The organism is Streptomyces sp. CB02923 (assembly GCF_001905005.1).
Classification (GTDB): Bacteria; Actinomycetota; Actinomycetes; order Streptomycetales; family Streptomycetaceae; genus Streptomyces.
In genome coordinates this window covers 53,869-72,831 of the sequence record NZ_LWKZ01000026.1, presented here as the reverse complement: position 1 = coordinate 72,831, position 18,963 = coordinate 53,869, and the positions used below count along the sequence as shown (strand labels likewise).

At 70.9% G+C, this 18,963-nt stretch carries 14 protein-coding genes; 9 read left to right on the top strand and 5 right to left on the bottom strand.

Annotated features, from left to right (window positions below; translation table 11 throughout):
* Positions 1–325: 325 nt before the first annotated feature.
* The 5 genes from A6A06_RS32135 (at position 326) to A6A06_RS32115 (ending at position 7,145) form a co-directional block, all read left to right on the top strand.
* Positions 326–1,675, top strand: a complete 1,350-nt coding sequence (locus A6A06_RS32135) for a cytochrome P450 (RefSeq protein WP_242441063.1) — start codon at positions 326–328, stop codon at positions 1,673–1,675.
* 237 nt (positions 1,676–1,912) lie between these two features.
* Positions 1,913–2,839, top strand: coding sequence for an aminoglycoside phosphotransferase family protein (locus A6A06_RS32130; protein ID WP_073766194.1), 927 nt, complete (start codon positions 1,913–1,915; stop codon positions 2,837–2,839).
* 324 nt (positions 2,840–3,163) lie between these two features.
* Positions 3,164–4,444 (top strand): FUSC family protein, encoded by a 1,281-nt coding sequence (locus A6A06_RS32125; protein WP_079194496.1) that lies wholly within the window; start codon positions 3,164–3,166, stop codon positions 4,442–4,444.
* 214 nt (positions 4,445–4,658) lie between these two features.
* Positions 4,659–5,489 carry a DUF6042 family protein gene (locus A6A06_RS32120; RefSeq protein ID WP_073766192.1) on the top strand — a complete coding sequence of 277 codons (831 nt, stop codon included), beginning with the start codon at positions 4,659–4,661 and terminating at the stop codon, positions 5,487–5,489.
* A 360-nt stretch (positions 5,490–5,849) separates the two neighbouring features.
* Complete coding sequence (locus A6A06_RS32115; protein WP_073766190.1) at positions 5,850–7,145, top strand: sensor histidine kinase; 1,296 nt, start codon at positions 5,850–5,852, stop codon at positions 7,143–7,145.
* A gap of 180 nt (positions 7,146–7,325) precedes the next feature.
* Here A6A06_RS32115 and A6A06_RS32110 read toward each other — a convergent pair whose 3' ends face one another.
* Both A6A06_RS32110 and A6A06_RS32105 read right to left on the bottom strand, forming a co-directional pair.
* Positions 7,326–7,520, bottom strand: coding sequence for a ferredoxin (locus A6A06_RS32110; RefSeq protein WP_073767108.1), 195 nt, complete (start codon positions 7,518–7,520; stop codon positions 7,326–7,328).
* A 31-nt stretch (positions 7,521–7,551) separates the two neighbouring features.
* The gene (locus A6A06_RS32105; protein WP_073766188.1) at positions 7,552–8,772 is read right to left on the bottom strand and encodes a cytochrome P450; all 1,221 of its coding nucleotides are present in this window, start codon (positions 8,770–8,772) and stop codon (positions 7,552–7,554) included.
* A gap of 97 nt (positions 8,773–8,869) precedes the next feature.
* Here A6A06_RS32105 and A6A06_RS32100 point away from each other — a divergent pair, with 97 nt between their 5' ends.
* Together A6A06_RS32100 and A6A06_RS32095 are read left to right on the top strand one after the other, a co-directional pair.
* Positions 8,870–9,625 (top strand): TetR/AcrR family transcriptional regulator, encoded by a 756-nt coding sequence (locus tag A6A06_RS32100; RefSeq protein ID WP_338015972.1) that lies wholly within the window; start codon positions 8,870–8,872, stop codon positions 9,623–9,625.
* A gap of 228 nt (positions 9,626–9,853) precedes the next feature.
* Entirely contained in the window at positions 9,854–11,050 is a 1,197-nt protein-coding gene (locus A6A06_RS32095; protein ID WP_073766184.1) for a serine hydrolase domain-containing protein, read from the top strand.
* Positions 11,051–11,101: 51 nt separating this feature from the next.
* Here the strand turns inward: A6A06_RS32095 and A6A06_RS32090 are convergent, their stop codons facing one another.
* The gene (locus A6A06_RS32090) at positions 11,102–11,617 is read right to left on the bottom strand and encodes a 2,4'-dihydroxyacetophenone dioxygenase family protein (protein ID WP_073766182.1); all 516 of its coding nucleotides are present in this window, start codon (positions 11,615–11,617) and stop codon (positions 11,102–11,104) included.
* A 155-nt stretch (positions 11,618–11,772) separates the two neighbouring features.
* Positions 11,773–12,291 (bottom strand): RICIN domain-containing protein, encoded by a 519-nt coding sequence (locus A6A06_RS32085; protein WP_079194494.1) that lies wholly within the window; start codon positions 12,289–12,291, stop codon positions 11,773–11,775.
* A 798-nt stretch (positions 12,292–13,089) separates the two neighbouring features.
* On the opposite strand from A6A06_RS32085, the gene A6A06_RS32080 reads away from it, so the two are divergent.
* The gene (locus A6A06_RS32080) at positions 13,090–16,770 is read left to right on the top strand and encodes an nSTAND1 domain-containing NTPase (RefSeq protein ID WP_073766178.1); all 3,681 of its coding nucleotides are present in this window, start codon (positions 13,090–13,092) and stop codon (positions 16,768–16,770) included.
* 419 nt (positions 16,771–17,189) lie between these two features.
* On the opposite strand, the gene A6A06_RS32075 is transcribed toward A6A06_RS32080, so the two are convergent.
* Complete coding sequence (locus A6A06_RS32075) at positions 17,190–18,065, bottom strand: alpha/beta fold hydrolase (protein WP_073766176.1); 876 nt, start codon at positions 18,063–18,065, stop codon at positions 17,190–17,192.
* Positions 18,066–18,174: 109 nt separating this feature from the next.
* On the opposite strand from A6A06_RS32075, the gene A6A06_RS32070 reads away from it, so the two are divergent.
* A complete protein-coding gene (locus A6A06_RS32070) occupies positions 18,175–18,681 on the top strand; it encodes a CGNR zinc finger domain-containing protein (protein ID WP_073766174.1) in 507 nt (168 codons plus the stop codon).
* Positions 18,682–18,963 lie beyond the last annotated feature (282 nt).

Below are 18,963 nucleotides of genomic sequence, written 5' to 3'. Positions count from 1 at the left end.
CCCAGCCCGCGCGCCCGGTGGCCGGGGCGCCGGAGGGCCAAGCGGAACGGGCCGGAAAGGACACGGAAGGAGCGGATGAACGGACCGTACGGAGCGGTAAGCGGCCCGGGTCGCCCCCTTTACGGCACCTGCCCGACAATTGATCATGATGGGTGGCCGGCCGAACCGGAACGCAGGGCGCCAGCGGCGCAGGGAACGGAGCAGCGGGGACGCGCGGCACAACGCCGCGGGCCCGCACCACCCCTGACACGGCGTCCTCCACCCCGGTCCGCCGACGCGCGCCGCGCCTCCCGGTGCGGCGCTCCGCCTGAGCAAAGGATGAGTCGTGGCAGTAGCGGTGCAGTCGGTCGGTTCGGAGTCGGTCCCGCGCGCGCCCGGGGCGGTGCCGCTGCTCGGGCACGCGGTGAGTCTGTGGCGTGACCCGTTCGGTTTCCTGACGTCCCTACGGGCGCACGGCGAGCTCGTACGCCTGAAACTCGGCACGATGCCCATATACGTCGCGACGTCGGCCGAACTGGTCCACGAGGTGACGGTGCGCCAGGCCCGGTCCTTCGAGAAGGGACGATTCTTCGACCGGCTGCGGCCCCTCGCGGGCAACGGACTGGCGAACGCCAACGGCGAACTGCACCGCAAGCACCGGCGGCTCATCCAGCCGATGTTCGCCAAGGACCGCATCGTGGCCTACTCCGACACGATGAGCCGCAACGCCCGCGCCGTCGCCGACCGGTGGACGCCGGGTCAGGAACTGGACGTGGCCCACGAGATGGCCGCCTTCAGCATCGAGACGCTCGCCTCCACGATGTTCTCCTCGGACATCGGCCGGCCCGCGGTCGAGGCCATCCGCAGAAACCTGCCGATCGCCCTGCGGAACCTGCTGGTCCGCGCGGCGTCCCCGAAATTCCTGGACCGGGTGCCGATCCGGCCCAACCGCGAGTTCGACGCCGCGGTCGGGGAGCTGCGCGAGGTCATCGACGACGTCATCAGAACCGCGCGCGCCGAACAGCACACCGGCCACGACGACCTGCTGTCGCTGCTGCTCGCGGAGGGCGACGGGCTGACCGACACCGAGGTACGGGACGAGCTGAGCACCATCCTCTTCGCCGGTGCCGAGACCACGGCGGGCACGCTCGCCTGGGCCTTCCACGAACTGGCCGGTCGGCCCGAAGTGGAGGAGCAGGTGGTGGCGGAGATCGAGGAGGTCGTCGGCGACCGCCCGGTGACCATCGAGGACGTGCCCCGCCTGCAGACCGTCCGCCGGGTCCTGGACGAGGTGATCCGCCTGCACGGCGTCACGTTCCTGATGCGCCGGGCCACCGAGCCGGTGGTCCTGGGCGGGGTGCGCCTGCCCGCCGGAACCGAGGTCGCCTTCAGCCTCTACGCCCTGCACCGCGACCCGAACGTCTACGCCGACGCGGAACGCTTCGACCCCGACCGGTGGCTGCCCGAACGGCAGCGGGAAGCCAACCTGGCACGCGAGGCGTACATCCCCTTCGGCGCCGGCAACCGCAAGTGCATCGGCGACCAGTTCATCTACACCGAGGCGACCATCGCCCTGGCGACCTGGCTCCCGCGGTGGAAGCTGGTCCCCGTACCCGGTCACACCCCGAAGGAGATCGCCTCGGCGGTGGCGGCGGCCGACCGCATCCCCATGACCGTCACCGCGCGCCGCCCCTGACGGGGGCAGGGACATGGGCAGCTCGCCGGTGCGCCCGGCGAGCTGCACCGGGGTGGGGAAGGGAGCCGTGGCGGGGAGTGCCGAGGCGGGGAGTGCTGTGTCCGGGGCGCCGATGGCCGGAAAGCCGTCATATGTGATCGCGCCGCGAAGAAGTTCGGTAGGTTCGCGGCGCGGAACCCGGCCCCGTGGAGTCCGGCGCCGCGGAACCCGGCCCCGGCCCCGGCGAAGGACAGCCCCGTGAAGAGCACACCGGAACGCATCGCCGTCCCGGACACACTCACCGCGACGTACGGCAGGGACGACGCCGGACGGGCGTGGCTCGCCGCTCTGCCCGCCCAGGTCTCGGAGTTCCTCGACCGCTGGGAGCTGAGGCGGGACGGCGAAGCCGGATCGGGGATGGCGTCGCTCGTACTGCCGGTCCTGCGCACGGACGGGACGCGCGCCGTACTGCGGTTCCAGCTGCCCAAGGAGGAGACCGACGCCGCGCTCGTCGGACTGCGCACCTGGAACGGCGACGGAGTCGTACAGCTGATCGCACACGACCGGGCGAGCGGCGTCATGCTGCTGGAACGGCTGGACGCGTCCCGTACCCTCGCGTCGCTCGCGTCCGTAGCGGACGACGACGCCGCGATGACCGTCCTGGCCGGACTGCTGCGGCGCCTCGTCTCCGTGCCCGCCCCGGAGGGCCTGCGCGGGCTCGGTGACATCGCCGCCGGGATGCTGGAGCAGGTGCCCTCGGCGGTGACCACCCTGTCCGACCCCGCCGACCAGCAGCACCTGCGGACCTGGGCGTCCGCGGTGGCCGACCTGTCCGGCGAGCCCGGGGACCGGCTGCTGCACTGGGACCTGCACTACGACAACGTACTGGCCGGGGAACGCGAGCCATGGCTCGCCATCGACCCGGAACCGCTGGCCGGGGACCCCGGATTCGACCTGTGGCCCGCTCTGGACAGCCGGTGGGACATCGCCGCGCCGGGCGAGGCGCACCGCGTGGTGCGGCGCCGGTTCGACCTGCTGACCGATGCGCTCGGCCTGGACCGCGAGCGGGCGGTCGGCTGGACGCTGGGCCGGCTGCTGCAGAACTCCCTGTGGGACATCGAGGACGGGGAGACGGCGCTCGCCCCGTCCCAGATCGCCGTCGCGGAAGCTCTGCTGCTCCGGTAGCGGGCCTGCTCGGCTCCATTCCGCCCTCTCTCGTCCCGCTGCGTTCCGTGACTCACGCCATAGCGGCATCGCCGGAATGCCGGGTGTAAGGACCCACGGCCGGGACACACGGGCGTCAGTTCTTCGGAACCGTAGGCCCCCTTCCCTTATGCGGCCGAGGCGTTTGTCGACCGTCATCCGGACCGGCCTCCGGCCTGCCTTCGGGCCCTCACCCCTGACGAAGCATGAGACGAGGCATGAGGTGTGGCCGCGCCGACGGGGTACCGAGTGAGAGCAGCGTACGGTCCACCGACAGAAGCGGACCGGATGAGGAACGGAGCGTGCATGGCCGGTCAGACGCGGAAGCAGGAGCTTCCGGCGCGCAAGCGGAACCATCGGACGGACGAACGCGGGGCCCGATCCGGGAAACGGTGGGCCTCCGGCGGGCACCGCGAGCGGCCCGCGGCGCAGGGGCGCATCGCCCGTGTGCAGCAGTGGTGGAGCCGGGCCTGGGGCTCGGCGGGGCACGAACGCCACACGCTGCTGCTGATCGGCAAGAGCACGCTGGCGGCGACCATCGCCTGGGTGTGCTCCTACAACCTGCTCGACGCGGAGTCCCCGGCCTTCGCACCGTTCTCCGCCGTTCTGATCATGCAGGTGACGGTGTACCAGTCCCTGCTGCAGTCGCTGCGTTACGTGGGTGCCGTGGCGACCGGGGTCGCCGTACAGGCGGCCCTGGGCTACCTGGCCGGCCCGGACCTGCTCACCTTCGCGCTCGTGGCGGTGGTGGCTCTCACCATCGGCCGGTGGCCCGCCCTGGGGTCGCAAGGGTCCCAGGTGGCGACGGCGGCGTTCTTCGCCTTCTCCACCTACGTCTCGGCGCCGGCCGGCCTGGGCAAGATCACTCACCTCGGACAGATCATCCTGCTGGTCCTCATCGGGTGCGGCGTCGGCGTCGTCGTCAATGTCGCGCTGGTGCCGCCGCTGCGCTACCGCAGCGCCGAACACGGCATCCACACGCTCGCCCGCGCCCTGTGCGACCTGGTCAGCGACATGTACCCGGCGATGCGGGAGGGCGAGACGGGGGAGGAGCGCATCAGCCACTGGCGCAGCCGGGCGGAGCAGACCGGCGGGCTGATCACCCAGGCCGAGAACGGGCTGCGGACGGCGCGGGAGAGCCTCTGGTACAACCCGCGCAACCGTCTGGGCCGCCACCGGGGCCGTACCGGCTTCGAAGGGTACGGCGCGGTGCTGGAGGCGCTGGAGCGGACCATGTACCAGATGGCTTCGCTCACCCGCAGCCTCGACCAGTGGCGCCAGGACGGCAGCGAGCGGGACCGGCGGTTCCTGCGCGGCTACGCCGACTTCCTGGAATCCATCTCCCGGATCGCCCAGGTCCTGGGGGAGCTGAGCGAGGAATCGCTGTCCGACCAGGCCGGTGAACTGTGCGGGCTCGCGGACCAGGCGCAGCAGTGCTGCCGCCAGGTGACCGAGCAGGCCGAGCAGGACGGGCTGCCCCTGACCGCCCCCGCCTACCCCTACGGAGTGCTCGTGGTGGAGGCGACCCGGCTGATGGACGAGTTCCAGCACACCTGTGACGTACTCCAGCGGCAGGTCGACCAGTGACGGCGGCGGCCGGTGCCCGGCGTCCCACCGACCGTCGGCCGCCCTCGGTTCCCCCAGGTGCGGACCTGTCCGGGTGATCTTCGGCGTCGGCCGGAGAGGGCGCGTACGGCCGACGCGCACGCCGGCCCCTCGTCTTCGGTACAGCACCGTGCGGCTCCCACCGTCGTTGGTCTTGTCAGACCGGCAAGGAGAGCGAACCGACAAGGAGAGCGACATGTCTGCTGGAACCACCGCCCCGCCACAGCCAGGCGAGGGTGACCTGTGCATGCACAACGACTGGTTCGAGAGTGGCTGGCCGCACGTTCTGCCATCCCACCAGGCCATGTGGATGGCCATGCTGTTCAGCACCGCGACGGTCCGGCAGCTGGAGGGGGACCTGGACACCATCGCCGTGCAGGTCTTCGGCGACGACCCCGGACGTACCCCGCGCGGACTCGGCGACCAGGGGCTGGAGTCCCCGGTGGCGTGGCTGGACGAGGAGAGCCTCGAAGCCGCGGGCAGCCAGGAGGAAGCGGCGGAGATCACGGAGGATGCCCGCGTCCACCGCCGGCGGTGCGAGGAGTCGCTGCGGGCTGCCGGGTTCCCGGTACCGGCCACGGTGCGGGAGCTGGCAGCCGTCATGGAGCGCCTGGGCATCACGCACCGCAGTGGCGGGTACTGGTCGATGCCCGATCGGTTTCCCCGGCCGGAGGACGTGCTGCCGCTGTCGGGCGAGATCGCCGACAGCCTGCTCGGGCTCCGGAAGTTCCAGGCCGTCGACCCGGTCGAGCGCGCCCTGCTGGACTACGCCACGCACACGCTGGGCAGCCCCGCGCAGTTCTCCACGTCGTTGCAACGGCTGGAGCGTGCCACCGGCTTCGACGCGGACGAACTGCGGGCCGCCCTGGACCACCTGGTCTCCCGCGACGGCGAGATCCAGCTGCACCGCGGACAGCCTCCCGCCGTCATCGCGGCGAAGGACCTGACGGTGCACAGCCGCTTCCAGATCACCCTGGACTGGGCCGGTATCGATGAGGCCCGCAGCCCGGTGGTACACGTCGACTGACGTCCGGCGCCTGCGAGGAGGCAGGTGCGGCGTGCGTATCGAGCGCGTTCCCGGCTCATCACCTGCCGCGGGCCGCGCCGGTCCGCCGGTCGATCAGTAGCGCGCGAACCCTTCACCGCCCGGTGCCGCCGGCTCCCCGAAGCCTCACCGGCGACCTGTGGGGAGAGGCCGGTTCCGGCCAAGAAGCCGGGAAGCCCACCCACCCTTACGGCCGATTTACCACACCTGCGTGCAGGATGAACAGGATTTGTCATCCGGCGCGCACTGCGCGGCACCTGAGGAAGGATCATCAGTGGGCTCGTTCCCTGTCGCGGTACCGGTCGTCGTGCCCGCTTCACCGGGCCGCCGGGGCTGACCGCCGTGGCTGCCCCCGCCGAGCCGCACCTGCCGGTGACCCTGCCCCCGAAGCCGTCCACGAGTCCCGAAGCCGCGCTCAGACCGGTGCGATGGTTCCGGCCGACCATCCGGATACGGCTGACGCTGCTGTACGGCGGCATGTTCCTGATGGCCGGTGTCGTGCTGCTCGCGATCATCTACATGTTCGCGGCCAACACCCTCAAGGAGAGCACCCCGGAGATCAGGGTCTTCGGTACGTCCATCAGCCTGGGCAACGTCAACTGCCGGGACCTGTCGTCGGTCGTCACGATCGACGATGTCAACGCGGCCCTCAGCAACTGCCTCCGCGACCAGCGCGCCTCGGTGCTGCGGACCTTCCTCAACCGTTCCCTGCTGGCGCTGCTCGGGCTGACCGTCGTCGCGTTCGCCTTCGGGTATGCGATGGCCGGCCGGGTCCTGTCGCCGCTGGGCCGTATCACCCGGACCGCGCAGCGGGTGGCCGGTTCGGACCTGCACCGGCGTATCGAGCTGGGCGGTCCGGACGATGAGCTGAAGGAGCTGGCCGACACCTTCGACGAGATGCTCGACCGGCTGGACCGGGCCTTCGAGTCGCAGCGCCGCTTCGTCGCCAACGCCTCGCACGAGCTGCGCACGCCGCTGGCGATCAACCGCACGCTGCTGGAGGTCCAGCTGGCCGACCCCGGAGCCTCGGCGGAGCTGACGCAGCTGGGCAAGACGCTGCTGGCGACCAATGAGCGCAGCGAGCGGCTGGTGGAGGGCCTGCTGCTGCTCGCCCGCAGCGAGAACAAGATCGTCGACAAGAAGCCGGTCGATTTGGCCGAGGTGGCCTCGCAGGCCGTCGAGCAGACCCGTACCGAGGCCCAGGCCAAGGGCGTGGAGATCCGCGGCGCACGCCAGCAGGCGTTCGTCCAGGGCAACGGCGTCCTGCTGGAACGCATCGCGCTCAACCTCGTACAGAACGCGGTGCGCTACAACGTGCCGCAAGAGGGGCAGCGCGAAGCGCTTCCGGCGGAGGGTGGCGGCGGGCGACGGGTGGGCTGGGTGGAGGTGACCACCGAGCTGCAGCAGGGCTGTGCGGTGCTGGTGGTCTCCAACACCGGTCCGGCGGTCCCGGCCTACGAGGTGGAAAACCTCTTTGAGCCCTTCAGGCGCCTGCGTACCGAACGCACCGGCAGCGACAAGGGCGTCGGCCTCGGTCTGACCATCGTGCGGTCGGCGGTACGGGCCCACGACGGGACCACCACCGCCCAGCCCCGCGAGGGCGGCGGCCTGACCGTACGGGTCGTTCTGCCGTTGTGATCCGTTGTGATCCGGTTGTGGCCCGCCGTGGTCCGATGTGATCCGCCGTGATCCGTTGTGAGTGCTCGTGACGCGCGACTGATCGGGGTGGTGTCAGCACCACCCCGATCGTGTCCTCCCGGTGCCTGGAGCCGGGGCGGATGACCGCCCCGGTCCGCGACTCCTGGCGGGCCTACCGGATCACCTCTCCACTTTCACGGCGCCGGACGGACACAGGAGTTTGGCTTCGAGGGCAGCGGCCCGGCCGCCTTCGTCGGGGGGCTCGGTGACGAGTACCGTGACCAGGCCGTCCTCGTCCTGGTCGAAGACGGCGGGCGCGGACAGTGCGCACATGCCGGCGCCGACGCAGACCGTTCGGTCGGCGGTTACCTTCATGGTTTCCTCCTCCGCCGGGGTCACGCCGGGGTCACCAGGTGACGGGGAGTTCGTTGACGCCCTGGATGGTGGTGCCGGGGCGCAGGTCCAGGCGCTCGACCGGGGTGGCCAGCCGCAGGGTGGGAATGCGCTCGAACAACGCGGTCAGGATGATTTCGAGTTCGAGACGGGCGAGGTTCTGGCCCAGGCATTGGTGGACGCCGTAGCCGAAGGCGAGGTGGCGCCGGGCCGAGCGACGGATGTCGAAGGTGTCGGGGTCCTCGAAGACGTCCGCGTCACGGTTGGCGATGGAGTTCATGACGATCACGCCCTCACCGGCCCGGATGAGCTGCCCGCCGATCTCGATGTCGGCGGTGGCGACGCGGCCGCCCGCGATGTCGGCGATGGCGAGGTAGCGCAGCAGTTCTTCGACGGCGCCGGGGACGAGGCTCGGATCAGCGCGCAGGGCGGCGTGCTGCTCGGGGTGTTCGAGCAGGGTGATGACGCTGAGGGAGGTCATCGACGCGGTGGTCTCGTGGCCGGCGACGAGCAGGAGCATCGCGTTGGAGATCAGTTCTTCGCGGTCGGTCGTGCGCTGTGCGAGCTGCCGGCTGACCAGGGCGCCGAGCAGTCCGGTTCCGGGATCGGCCTCCAGACCGGTGATCAGTTCGTCGAAGTAGCGCTCCAGTTCGTCGCGTGCTCCGGTCGTTTCCGCCACGTCCGTGGACTGCACCAGACGCCCGCTGGCGCTCTGGAAGAAGTCGTGATCGGCGTACGGGACGCCCAGCAGCCGGCAGATCACCATGGAGGGCACCGGCAGCGCGAACTGGCTGACCAGGTCGGCGGGCGGGCCCGCGGCGAGCATCTCGTCGAGGAAGCCGTGGACGATGCGCTCGATGTCGGGGCGCATCCCCTTGATGCGTTTGACGGTGAACTCGCTGATCGTCATCCGGCGTTGAGTGCCGTGCTCGGGCGGATCCATGCCGATGAAGGCGGGACGGCGGTCGCGCAGCGCTTCCAGGCGGGGGGAGGTGGCCGGAAACCCCGGGTGGGTGCGGTCGGAGGACAGCCGGGGGTCGGCGAGCAGCTTGCGGGCGGTCTCGTGGGTGGTCACCACCCAGGCCTGGCGGCCGTCGTAAAGGGTGACCGGCCGCAGCGCGTCCTGCTCGTCGCGCAGCCGCTTGTAGGAGTCGGGCAATTGGTACGGGCAGGTGCGGTTGCTGGGGAAGGCGGGGGCGTCGGTGGTGGGGAGCATTGCGGTGGTCTCGGTCATCGGTCCCCTCGAAGGTTCTGACAGCCTCTTAAAGAACGGTCAGTTCTCTAACTGGCAGGCTAGAGTGTCCCTTTAGGGAACGCAACGTTCTCTCGGCATACTGTTCCCACTTCGAGGAGTCACGCTGTCACCGAACACCGACGACCGGACCTCCCCACCGGCCGCCGACCACCGCAAAGGGCCGCGGCGCCGCGGCGAGGAGCTGGAAAACGCCATCCTGGACGCGGCGTTGGACGAACTGGCCGAGGTGGGCTACGCCGCGCTGACCATGGAACGCGTCGCCGCCCGCGCCCGTACGAGCAAGGCCGCCCTCTACCGCCGATGGACCGGCCGTGCCGAACTGGTCCTGGACGCCTGCAAAATGCGCGGTATCTCCGAGATGGACGTGCCCGACACCGGCACGCTGCGCGGCGACATGATCGCCCTGCTGCGGCAGATGTCCGCCAAGATGGCCACACCGATGGGCGGCATCCTGCGCGGCCTGCTCGCGGAGATGACCCGCGACCCGGAGTTCGCCAGGCTGATCCGCGAGCGCCTGCACACCGTCGGCCCGGTGGTGGGCCGGTCCATCCTGCGGCGGGCCGTCGAGCGCGGCGAGATCGAGGAGTGGGTGCCGGGCTCGCGGCGGGCCTCCGTCGCCACCGACCTGCTGCGCAACGAGTTCCTGCTGTTCGGGGCTCCCGTCGAGGACGAGACCATCATCGAGATCATCGATGACGTATATCTGCCGCTGGTCGTGGCTCCGGCTTGGGCTCCTGCTTCGGGCCCGGCTCCAGCTTCGGGCCCGGCCCCGGCTCCAGCTTCGGCTTCGAGGACGGTGCCGCGCTCCGGTGCCGCCGCCGGTGACGCGTAACGGGCCCGAAGCCGTACCGGGCCGAGGCGCTCGGTTAAGCCCGCGGGCAGGCGCAGGTGGGGGACGGGCGCTGTGCGGTGCGCGTAGGGGGGCTTCTCAGGGGTGACTCGGAGGTGTCTCGGGGACCGCTCATGGTGATCACGGATGGCATCCGGTGCCGCGGCAGGGAGAGTTACGGGCGGTTCACCGTTTCCTGGCTCTGTGGCCACCACCTCTGGGAGCAGCCCGATGCGTCACCTTCCTTCCTTACGCGTACGCAGCCTGACCGTGACCGGCGTGCTCCTCGCCGCGATCACAGCCGGTGCGGGCGCGCCCGCTGCGTCCGCACCTACCGTGGTTCCAGTTCCACAGGCGTCCCCTGCTGCCCCGTTCGACCCTGCACCCACGCGGAAGCTGCTCGCCCGCCTGCCCGACCCCGCTGTCGCCGGGGCCCTGGTCAGGGTGACGGGGCATGGCCAGGGGATGCCGTGGACCGGAACCGCTGGGCAGGTGCCCCGTGACGCTCACTTCCGTATCGGCAGCGTGACGAAGGCGTTCACCAGCACGGTCGTGCTCCAGTTGGCCGCCGAGCAGCGGCTCGGCGTCGACACGCCCGTCCGGCGCTACCTGCCCCGCCTCGTCCCGGCCGCGTACGGCGCCGTCACCGTGCGCCAGCTCCTGGACCACACCAGCGGCCTGCCGGCTCCGGCCGGCACGCCCGGACCTGCTGACGGGCCCGGCTGGTGGCGGAAGAGCCTTTCGCCGTACGAGGTGGTACGCAACGCCTTCGCGGCGGCCGCCAGGAACCAGGGAGCGGGCACGCCACCCGCGCCCGGCACGGTCCAGCAGTACAACGGCGTCAACACCTTCGTGGTCGGCCTGCTGGTCGAAAAGGTGACCGGCCGAACCTTCGAGGACGAACTCACCCGCCGCATCATCCGGCCGCTGGGACTGCGGAACACCAGCCTCCCCTCGCGGGACGACATGTCCGTTCCCGCGCCGCGCGCTCGTGTGTACGTCGGCGCCGACGAGGTGACCGAGCAGAGTCCCTGGGCCTGGGCCGAGGGCGGAATGATCTCTACCGCCGCCGATCTGGACCGGTTCATGACCGCCCTGTTCCGCGGCCGGCTCCTCCGGCCCGCGCAGCAGAAGCTGGTGTTCGCCGTGCCCGATGTGCCCAGCGCGCCGACCAACACCAACTGCGTTGGCGGAACGAGCTGCTTCAGCGCCGGTGGCCTGATGCGGTTCACCCTCGACAGCGGCGTCACCGTATGGGGCAAGACCGGCTCCCTGCCCGGGTGGACCAACGGCGTCTTCGCCACCCGCGACCTGAAGCGCCGCCTGGTCTACTCCCTCAACCCCACCGACACCGCATCCGCCCCCGCCTCCTCCGTACGGCCCTACGTCATGGCCGTCGCCAACTCCGCCTTCGCGGGCGTTCGCTGACCGGAACTCCGAAGCCGCGGCCGGGCGTCCGTACCGCGCTTGGGGCCGGGGTCACAGATAGAGCGCCCGGTTGACCGGGATGCCCTGCTCCTGGCAGCCGCGCTCGTAGTGGTCGATGAACCAGAAGACATCGATCACCTCCGTCACCCTGCCCTGCTCGTCCAGGAACTCCACCGGGCCGTTCAGCCAGAAGACGGTCTTCATGCCCTCGTCGGAGACCAGGGTGTGGGTGCGCCCCGGACTTTCCCGGATGAAGTCGCCGGGCCGGCCGACCCAGTCGTACTCCAGGTAGCGCCAGCTGCCGTCGAGCACATAGCCCGAGACGGGGCCGCGGTGGCGGTGGCGCCCCAGGGCTCCGCCGGCCTGCACCCACAGGACGTTCGCGGCCGAGCTGCCGCGGACGTCGAACGTCAGATGTTTGATCATCACCTGGGGGGCGAAGGGGAGCCACGGTGAGGCCGCCTCCGCGATATGCCCTTCGGGCAGCGCGTACTGGTCCCGGCGCTGGTCGATCCTCGCTTCGATCGCGGCCAGACTGTCCGCACTCGGCTCCGAGCTGATCGTCATGGCTGATGTCCCTCCTGCGGTGATGGGGCGGGCGCACAGGCACAGCCATGTTCGACTCCGCCCGCCCCGTCGCAACAGTGACTTCCAGGACCAAGTACTCGTTCGTCGCCGCGCTCACCTCGGAGCGCACCTCGTTGCCGCAGGTCCTTGACGCGCTACACCTTGAGTAGCGCCCATCGCTGACGATCGGTGTCGTGGCACGCCCAGGTGAAGGCCGAGCCATCCGAGGTGCCGTCCAAACAAGCCCTCAAGAATGAGCTCTGCATGAAGATCGACGCTTCCATCACCTTCCCGTTGATGAACCATTTGTTGTGGTCGTCGCAGTACCCCACGAAGACCTCGTTGTTGTTCAAGGGGAACCCGCCCAGGCAGTCTCCACGGTCAACGTTTTTGATGTGGTACCGGCCTTTGTGCCCGTCCAAAATCCGCCACCTTTGATTCGGGGCCGACCAGTTGCATCCGGCTGTGGCTACATGGGATTTGTCCATGTAGAGACATCGGCCGGTGTCCTTACTCCTGATCATGACGGTGACGCCCTCCAGGGAATCAGCTTCCGCGCGCGTGACCGGGCCCATGAACCCCATGCCCAGCGCAACCAGAGAAGCGAAAACACTGCGAGCTGCGGCACCTTGCCCCGAGCGTCGCAGAGTCGAAGAGTTCGTCATCCGGCGCATAACTGCCCCTCCTTCTGAATGGTCCCCAGGACTGGAGTCGCTACCAGCAGAATGCAGGATTCTGGATCAACACCAGAGCCTCGCAGTATTACCACCGGTATGGGTGACTCTGAATGCATCGTCTGGTCGGATCCAGTCGGACGATGAATGGGGGAGCGCGTCGCGCTGCCACGAGGCGGGGCGTCCAGTGAGAGACCAGAAACGCGCGTACGGTCGGCTGGCGCCGCGCGACGTTGACCGGCCTGGGCGCTGGCAACTGCGGACGGGACGGGCAGGGCGGCAGGTGATGACCTGGCGGAGGGCTGGACGAGGGCCGGACGAGGGCCGGACGTACGAAGAAGCGGCCCGACTGAGGGCCTGTGTCCGGGTGCGAGACCGGGTGCGAGACCGGATGTCGGTCTCAGCGCTGACGCAGTGCCGCTTCGACCGCAGCCGGGTGACGCAAACCGCCGGACACCCCTGCCCGCCGTGCGCGGCCGCGAGTCGGCGGGCCGTGCCCCGCGTTGCGCCGGGCCGGCGGGCTGTGCCCGCGTTGCGTCACACCCCCATCGTTGTGCCGCACCCCCGTGCCGCTCCACACCTCCGGCGCTGTGCCGCAACCCGTGCCGGGCCCACCGGCCGCGTCGCGTCTCCAGGTTCTCGCGGCCCGACTTTGATGCGCAGGACCGCCACCTGCGATGAATCAAAAACGCACGGCGCTTGAGCGGAAACCGCAGTTGGCTGACGGGCGTCTTCTGTGCAACGAGCGGCCCGTGCTGGGGTGGGCGGACAGTGATCGCGGAGGAAGGGCAGGCACGGATGGGACGCCGGGAACTTCCCCTGGATCCGGCGGCGGGCCCGGTGCAGCGCTTCGCCCACGAACTGCGCACGCTGCGCCGGGAGGCCGGGGGAATCACCTACCGGGCGATGGCGCAGCGGACCGAATGCTCGGCTCCCACGCTGTCGCGGGCCGCGTCCGGCGAGCAACTCGCCTCGCTGCCCACGATCCTGGCGTATGTCCGGGCCTGTGGCGGAGAAGAGGGGGAGTGGGAGGAGCGCTGGCGGCGGGCCGCGCGCGAGGCGGCGGCCGTTCCTCTGGAGCAGGCGCAGGAGGAGGGCGAGCCGCCGTACCGAGGGCTGGCCCGGTTCGAGACAGCCGACGAGGAACGGTTCTTCGGCCGACAGGCCCTTGTGGCCACGCTGGTGGACGCCGCGCTCGCGCACCGCGTGACGATGGTGACGGGCCCGTCCGGCAGCGGCAAGTCCTCGCTGCTGCGGGCCGGTCTGGTGCCCCGGCTGCAGCACCTCGACGACCCGGCCGGCCGGCCCGCGGCGCTGCGCCTGCTGACCCCGGGGCCCCGGCCGTTGCACACTCACCGTGCCCGCTGCGTTCCGGCCGCCGGGGAGGACGGGCCGGGGGAGACGTGGCTGATCGTGGACCAGTTCGAGGAACTTTTCACGCTCTGCCACGACCCGCGCCAGCGGGCCGGATTCCTCGCCCTGCTGCTGGCCGCCCGGTCGGCGGACAGCAAGCTGCGCGTGGTGCTGGGCATGCGGGCCGATTTCTACGGACGCCTGCTGGAGCTGCCCGAGCTGGCCGCCGCCGTGGCCGGGTCCACCGTGGCGGTCGCTCCGATGAGCCCGGCCGAGCTGCGCCAGGTGATCGTCAAACCCGCCGCGGCCGCCGGTCTGTTCGTCGAGCGCCCGCTGACCGCCCGCCTGATCCAGGAGGTGGGCCAGGAGCCGGGCGGTCTGCCGCTGCTTTCGCACGCCCTGCTGGAGACATGGCGGCGCCGACGCGGTCGTACCCTGACGCTTGAGGCATACGAGGCCGCCGGCGGCATCCGCGGTGCCGTCGCCCAGAGTGCCGAGAATTTCTACACGGGCCTGACTCCCGTGCAGGCCCGTGCGGCCCGCCGTATCCTCCTGCGCCTCATCGCCCCGGGGCAGGGGCGCCCGGACACCCGCCGTCCCGCGTCCCGCGCGGAGCTGGACGCCGATGGCCCCACCACCGCCCGGGTACTGGAGCGCTTGGCCGGCGCCCGCCTGGTGACCACGGAGGAGGGCAGCGTCCACCTGTCCCACGAGGCGCTGATCACCTCGTGGCCCCGGCTGCAGAAGTGGGTCGACGATCACCGCGAACGCCTGCTCGCACACCGCCACCTGACCGAGGCCGCCGCCGCGTGGACCGCTTTGGACCGTGACCCGGGGGCGCTGTACCGCGGAACCCGTCTGGCCACGGCCCGCGAGGCGTTCGCCACCTCCAGCGCCCACGGCGATCTCGCCCCGCTGGAAGAGGAGTTCCTGACCGCCGCCATCACCGCTCACCAAGAGGAGCAGCGCGCGGCGACCCGCACCACCCGCCGTCTGCGCCAGGCGGCCGCTTCGCTGGCCGTGCTGCTGGTCCTCGCCCTGGTCGCGGGCACGGTCGCTTTCGTGCAGTACCGCAGCAGCGAGGACCAGCGTCGTACGGCGCTGTCGCAGCAACTGGCCGCCCGGTCGGCCACGCTGCTCAGTGACCACCCCGACCTGGCCTCCCTCCTGGCCGTCCACGCCTACCGCATCCGCCCCACCGCCGAGGCCGCCGCCAGCGTCTTCGCCGCGGCCGCCCTGCCCGCGCGCCGCCGCCTCAACGGCCACACCCAGGACGTGAAGACAGTGGCGTTCAGTCCCGACGGCCGCATCATGGCCTCCGGCGGTGACGACGACACCGTACGGCTGTGGGACGCGGACACCGGCCGTCCCCGTACCGTCTTCGCCGCCTCCACCGCCGGCGACCACACCGGCGTGAACACGGTGGCCTTCAGCCCCGACGGCCGCATCCTGGCCACGGCCGGCGGCGACGGCACCGTACGACTGCGGGACACCGCCACCGGCACGGTACGGGCCACGCTCTCCGGCCACGCCGGCGCCGCGACCTCGATGGCCTTCAGCCCGGACGGGCGCACTCTGGCCACCGGCGGCTGGGACACCACGGTGCGCCTGTGGGACACCAGGCGGCACATCACCCGTACCGTCCTCACCGACCACAGCGACCGCATCAAGGCGGTCGCCTTCAGCCCGGACGGGCGCACCCTGGCCACGGCCGGCGACGACGGCGCGGTCAAACTGCGCGACGCGGTCACCGGCGACCCCCGCACCACCCTCACCGACCGTACGGACGTGGTGGCGACCCTGGCGTTCAGCCCTGACGGGCGGACCTTGGCCACCGGCAGCGACGACGGCACGGTGCGGCTGCGCGCCCCGGCCGACGGCGCCACCCGCGCGGTGCTCAGCGGCCACACCGACGCCGCCACGTCGGTGGCGTTCAGTCCCGACGGCCGCACGCTGGCCTCCAGCAGCGACGACGGCACCGTACGGCTGTGGGAGACACGGACCGGCAAGTCCGGCGCAGCCCTGAGCGGCCACACCGGCGGCACGACAGCGATTGCCTTCAGCCCCGGCGGCCGGACCTTGGCCACCGGCAGCGCCGACGGCGCGCTGTGGCTGTGGGACGTCCGCCGCCCCCAGGCCCGCACGACGCTCGCCGGACACACCGGCGACGTGACCTCCGTGGCATTCAGTCCCGACGGACACGCCCTGGCCACCGGCAGCGACGAGGGCACCGCGCGGCTGTGGGACACGCGGACCGGCCGCTCACAGGCCGTTCTGGGCGGCCACAGCCGCGCAGTGCTGGCCGTGGCGTTCAGTCCGGACGGGCGTACCCTGGCCACCGGCAGCGAGGACGCAACGGTCCGGCTGTGGGACACCGCCACCGGCCGTAAGAGCGCGGCCCTCGACGCCGAAGGCAGCGTGTTCGCCGTGGCGTTCAGCCCCGACGGCCGCACGCTGGCCACCGGCGGAATGACCGACAGGATCCGCCTCTGGGACACGGCCCGCGGCCGACTGCGGACGACCCTCGGTCGGTTCGCGCCGACCGCGGTGGCCGTGGCCTTCAGCCCGGACGGCCGTACCCTGGCCACCGGTGGCGACGATCACAAGGTACGGCTGTGGGACGTGGCCACCGGACGGCTGAGCGCGACCCTGAGCGGGCACCGGGACACGGTGTGGGCCGTGGCCTTCAGCCCGGACGGGGAGACCCTGGCCTCGGGCGGCTCGGACGGCACCATCCGGTTGCGGGACACCGCGACCGGCAGGATCCGCACCGTTCTGACCGGCCACACCGGCCCCGTACGGGCCATCCTCTTCACCCCGGACGGCCGCACCCTGGCCACCGGCGGCGACGACCGCACCGTCCGGCTGTGGGACATCGACTCGGCCCAGCCCCGCATGACCCTGCCCGGCCGCGGCTGGCGGGTGACCTCGATGGCCGTCAGCCCCGACGGACGTACGCTCGCCATCGGCCAGTCGGACAACAAGGCGCACCTGTGGCGGCTGGACGTACCGGCCCCCGAAGAAGCCATCCGCAGAATCTGCCGCACCGTCAACCGCGACCTGACCCGCCAGGAACGCTCCGCCTACCTGCCGGACCCGCCTCGCCACGCCGCCTGCACACCCTGACCCGATCACAACGCCGCGGCGCCAGCCGAAACGCACCGCCTACACGGCGCACCGCCAACCGGCACCAGGAGTCTCGCCGGTGCGCCGGCCGGGCGTGAGCTGTCCGACGGCTGCCTTCCTGCCGAGGATGGTGCAGCGCGCGCCGCGGTCCTCCAGAGCCTGGCCGATCCGGTGCGCCGGGGATCTTCGAGCGCTGGGGCCCATGGGGCCCCTGGGTCCCGGATCTGGTAGGGAACGCGCGTATCAGCCACACCGCGCCCACCGCCGATCACGCAGCCTGGCGTCCGCGCTCGTGCGCTCTCGGTGAGGGCGCCCGGGGCGGCACGCACGCCGACGCCGGGGATGGTCAGGAGGAGCCGATCCGGCGGCGCCAAAGCGTGACGCAGAAAGTCATGAACGGGGTGAACGTTGCCCGGGCTTCACGCTGGTGATCCGGCGACGGTCAGGAACCCGCGAACGTAGCCGGCAACGGTATCCAGGTGGCTTTCGAGCAGGAAGTGCCCACCGCCGGGGACCAGGTGGATCTCCGCGTCGGGCAGATCCCTGGCGAAGGCGCGTGCTCCGTCCGGGCCGAAGATCTCGTCGTTCGCCCCCCAGACCGCGAGGAGGGGTACCTGGCGGTCCCGGAAGTAGGCGTGCACCTGAGGGTAGAGGGGCGGGTTGCCGGCGTAGTCGCGGAACAGGGCGAGCTGCACGAGGTCGTTGCCCGGCCGGTTGACCTCGCGGTGGTCGGCGGCCCAGGCGTCGGGGTCGACCAGTTCGGGCCGGTCCACTCCGTGCAGGTACTGCCAGCGAATGGCGTCGAGCGAGAGGGCGGTACGGACGGCGGATTCGGTCCGGGGGCCTGGATTCTCGCAGTACGCCCATATGGGCTTCCAGAATTCCGGTACGAAGCCCTCCTCGTAGGCGTTGCCGTTCTGCGTGATCACCGAGGTGATCGCGTCAGGGGTGCGCAGGGCCAGCCGCCAGCCGATGGGTGCGCCGTAGTCCTGGACGTACACGGCATAGCGGGTGACGCCGAGCTGGGCCAGAAGGGCTTCGGTGATGTCGGTCAGGGAGTCGAAGGTGTAGGTGAACGCGTCCACGGGCGGGGTATCGGAGTTGCCGAAGCCGAGGTGGTCGGGGGCGATGACGTGGAATCGATCGGCCAGCGCCGGAATGAGGTGGCGGAACATGCGCGAACTGGAGGGGAATCCGTGCAGGAGTACGAGCGTGGGCGCCTCGCGGGCCCCCGCCTCGCGGTAGAAGACGCGATGCGCCCCCACTGTCGCGTATTGGTGTCGGATCTCCGTCATGCCTAACCCCTTCAGTGTCGTGTGGTGGTTAGCCTCCAGCTGTCCAGTAGACCCCCCTTGGGGTAACCTGTCAATCGACGTGATGGGGTTAGTTGGGAAGGTGGGGTCCGTGCTGCCGGAGCAAGCTCTGCTGCAGGCGCTGAACAGCACGCCTGTTGTGGATGGCCGAGCCCGGGACCTGTGGTGTGACGACCATGAGGTGGACAGGTGGGCGCGGGAGCACGGCGGACTCGGCGGCGCCGAGGAGCGTCGGTGGCTGCGCATCGCCCGGGACGTGCTCCAGACGGTGGAGTCGGGCACGCCGGCGGAGCCCCGTATGCGCCGGATCCTCGCGGGCGTCCGCAAAGTCCCGCAGCCCAGCGCGTCGGGCCTGGAATGGCACTTGGAGGTGCCGCCGGAGCGCAGGCTCGCCGTGGAACTCGTGCTCGCGTGGGCGGACGTCAAAGAGCGGATGCCTGGCCGTCTGCGGCCGTGCGAGAACCCTGAGTGCCGTCTCTTTCTCTTGGACCGCAGTCGTGCCAACACCGCACGGTGGTGCTCGATGAAGACGTGCGGGAACCGGCTCAAAGCCCGTCGGCACCAGGCGCGGGCGCGGGAGACCCCGGGGCCCGAGTAGACGTTCGGCGGGCCGTGCCCGCAGGGGTGGACTCGCGCCCGGAGCGTCCGGCGACACATTCATCCGCCGCGACGTCCATACCTCCGTGAAAGCGCTCCGGAACGCCACCAAAGCCTGGACCGATTCGTGGAACGAGAACCCAGGTCCCTCACTTGGGCCGAGACCCAACGAAATTTCTTACTCCTTCGCTGAATACCTCACCAAGGTCGCCCCGTCGGTCACCGTAAATCAGGGACAGGCTCGAACCCGCGATCTCTGACGTATCACACCAGGTGAGAGCGA

Excerpts from the sequence above, each read along its gene's own strand:
- A6A06_RS32120 (WP_073766192.1), top strand. The coding sequence starts at position 4,659 with ATGTCTGCTGGAACCACCGCCCCGCCACAGCCAGGCGAGGGTGACCTG.
- A6A06_RS32085 (WP_079194494.1), bottom strand. The coding sequence starts at position 12,291 with ATGCGCCGGATGACGAACTCTTCGACTCTGCGACGCTCGGGGCAAGGT.
- A6A06_RS32125 (WP_079194496.1), top strand. The coding sequence starts at position 3,164 with ATGGCCGGTCAGACGCGGAAGCAGGAGCTTCCGGCGCGCAAGCGGAAC.
- A6A06_RS32075 (WP_073766176.1), bottom strand. The coding sequence starts at position 18,065 with ATGACGGAGATCCGACACCAATACGCGACAGTGGGGGCGCATCGCGTC.
- A6A06_RS32105 (WP_073766188.1), bottom strand. The coding sequence starts at position 8,772 with ATGACCGAGACCACCGCAATGCTCCCCACCACCGACGCCCCCGCCTTC.
- A6A06_RS32080 (WP_073766178.1), top strand. The coding sequence starts at position 13,090 with ATGGGACGCCGGGAACTTCCCCTGGATCCGGCGGCGGGCCCGGTGCAG.
- A6A06_RS32095 (WP_073766184.1), top strand. The coding sequence starts at position 9,854 with ATGCGTCACCTTCCTTCCTTACGCGTACGCAGCCTGACCGTGACCGGC.
- A6A06_RS32090 (WP_073766182.1), bottom strand. The coding sequence starts at position 11,617 with ATGACGATCAGCTCGGAGCCGAGTGCGGACAGTCTGGCCGCGATCGAA.
- A6A06_RS32110 (WP_073767108.1), bottom strand. The coding sequence starts at position 7,520 with ATGAAGGTAACCGCCGACCGAACGGTCTGCGTCGGCGCCGGCATGTGC.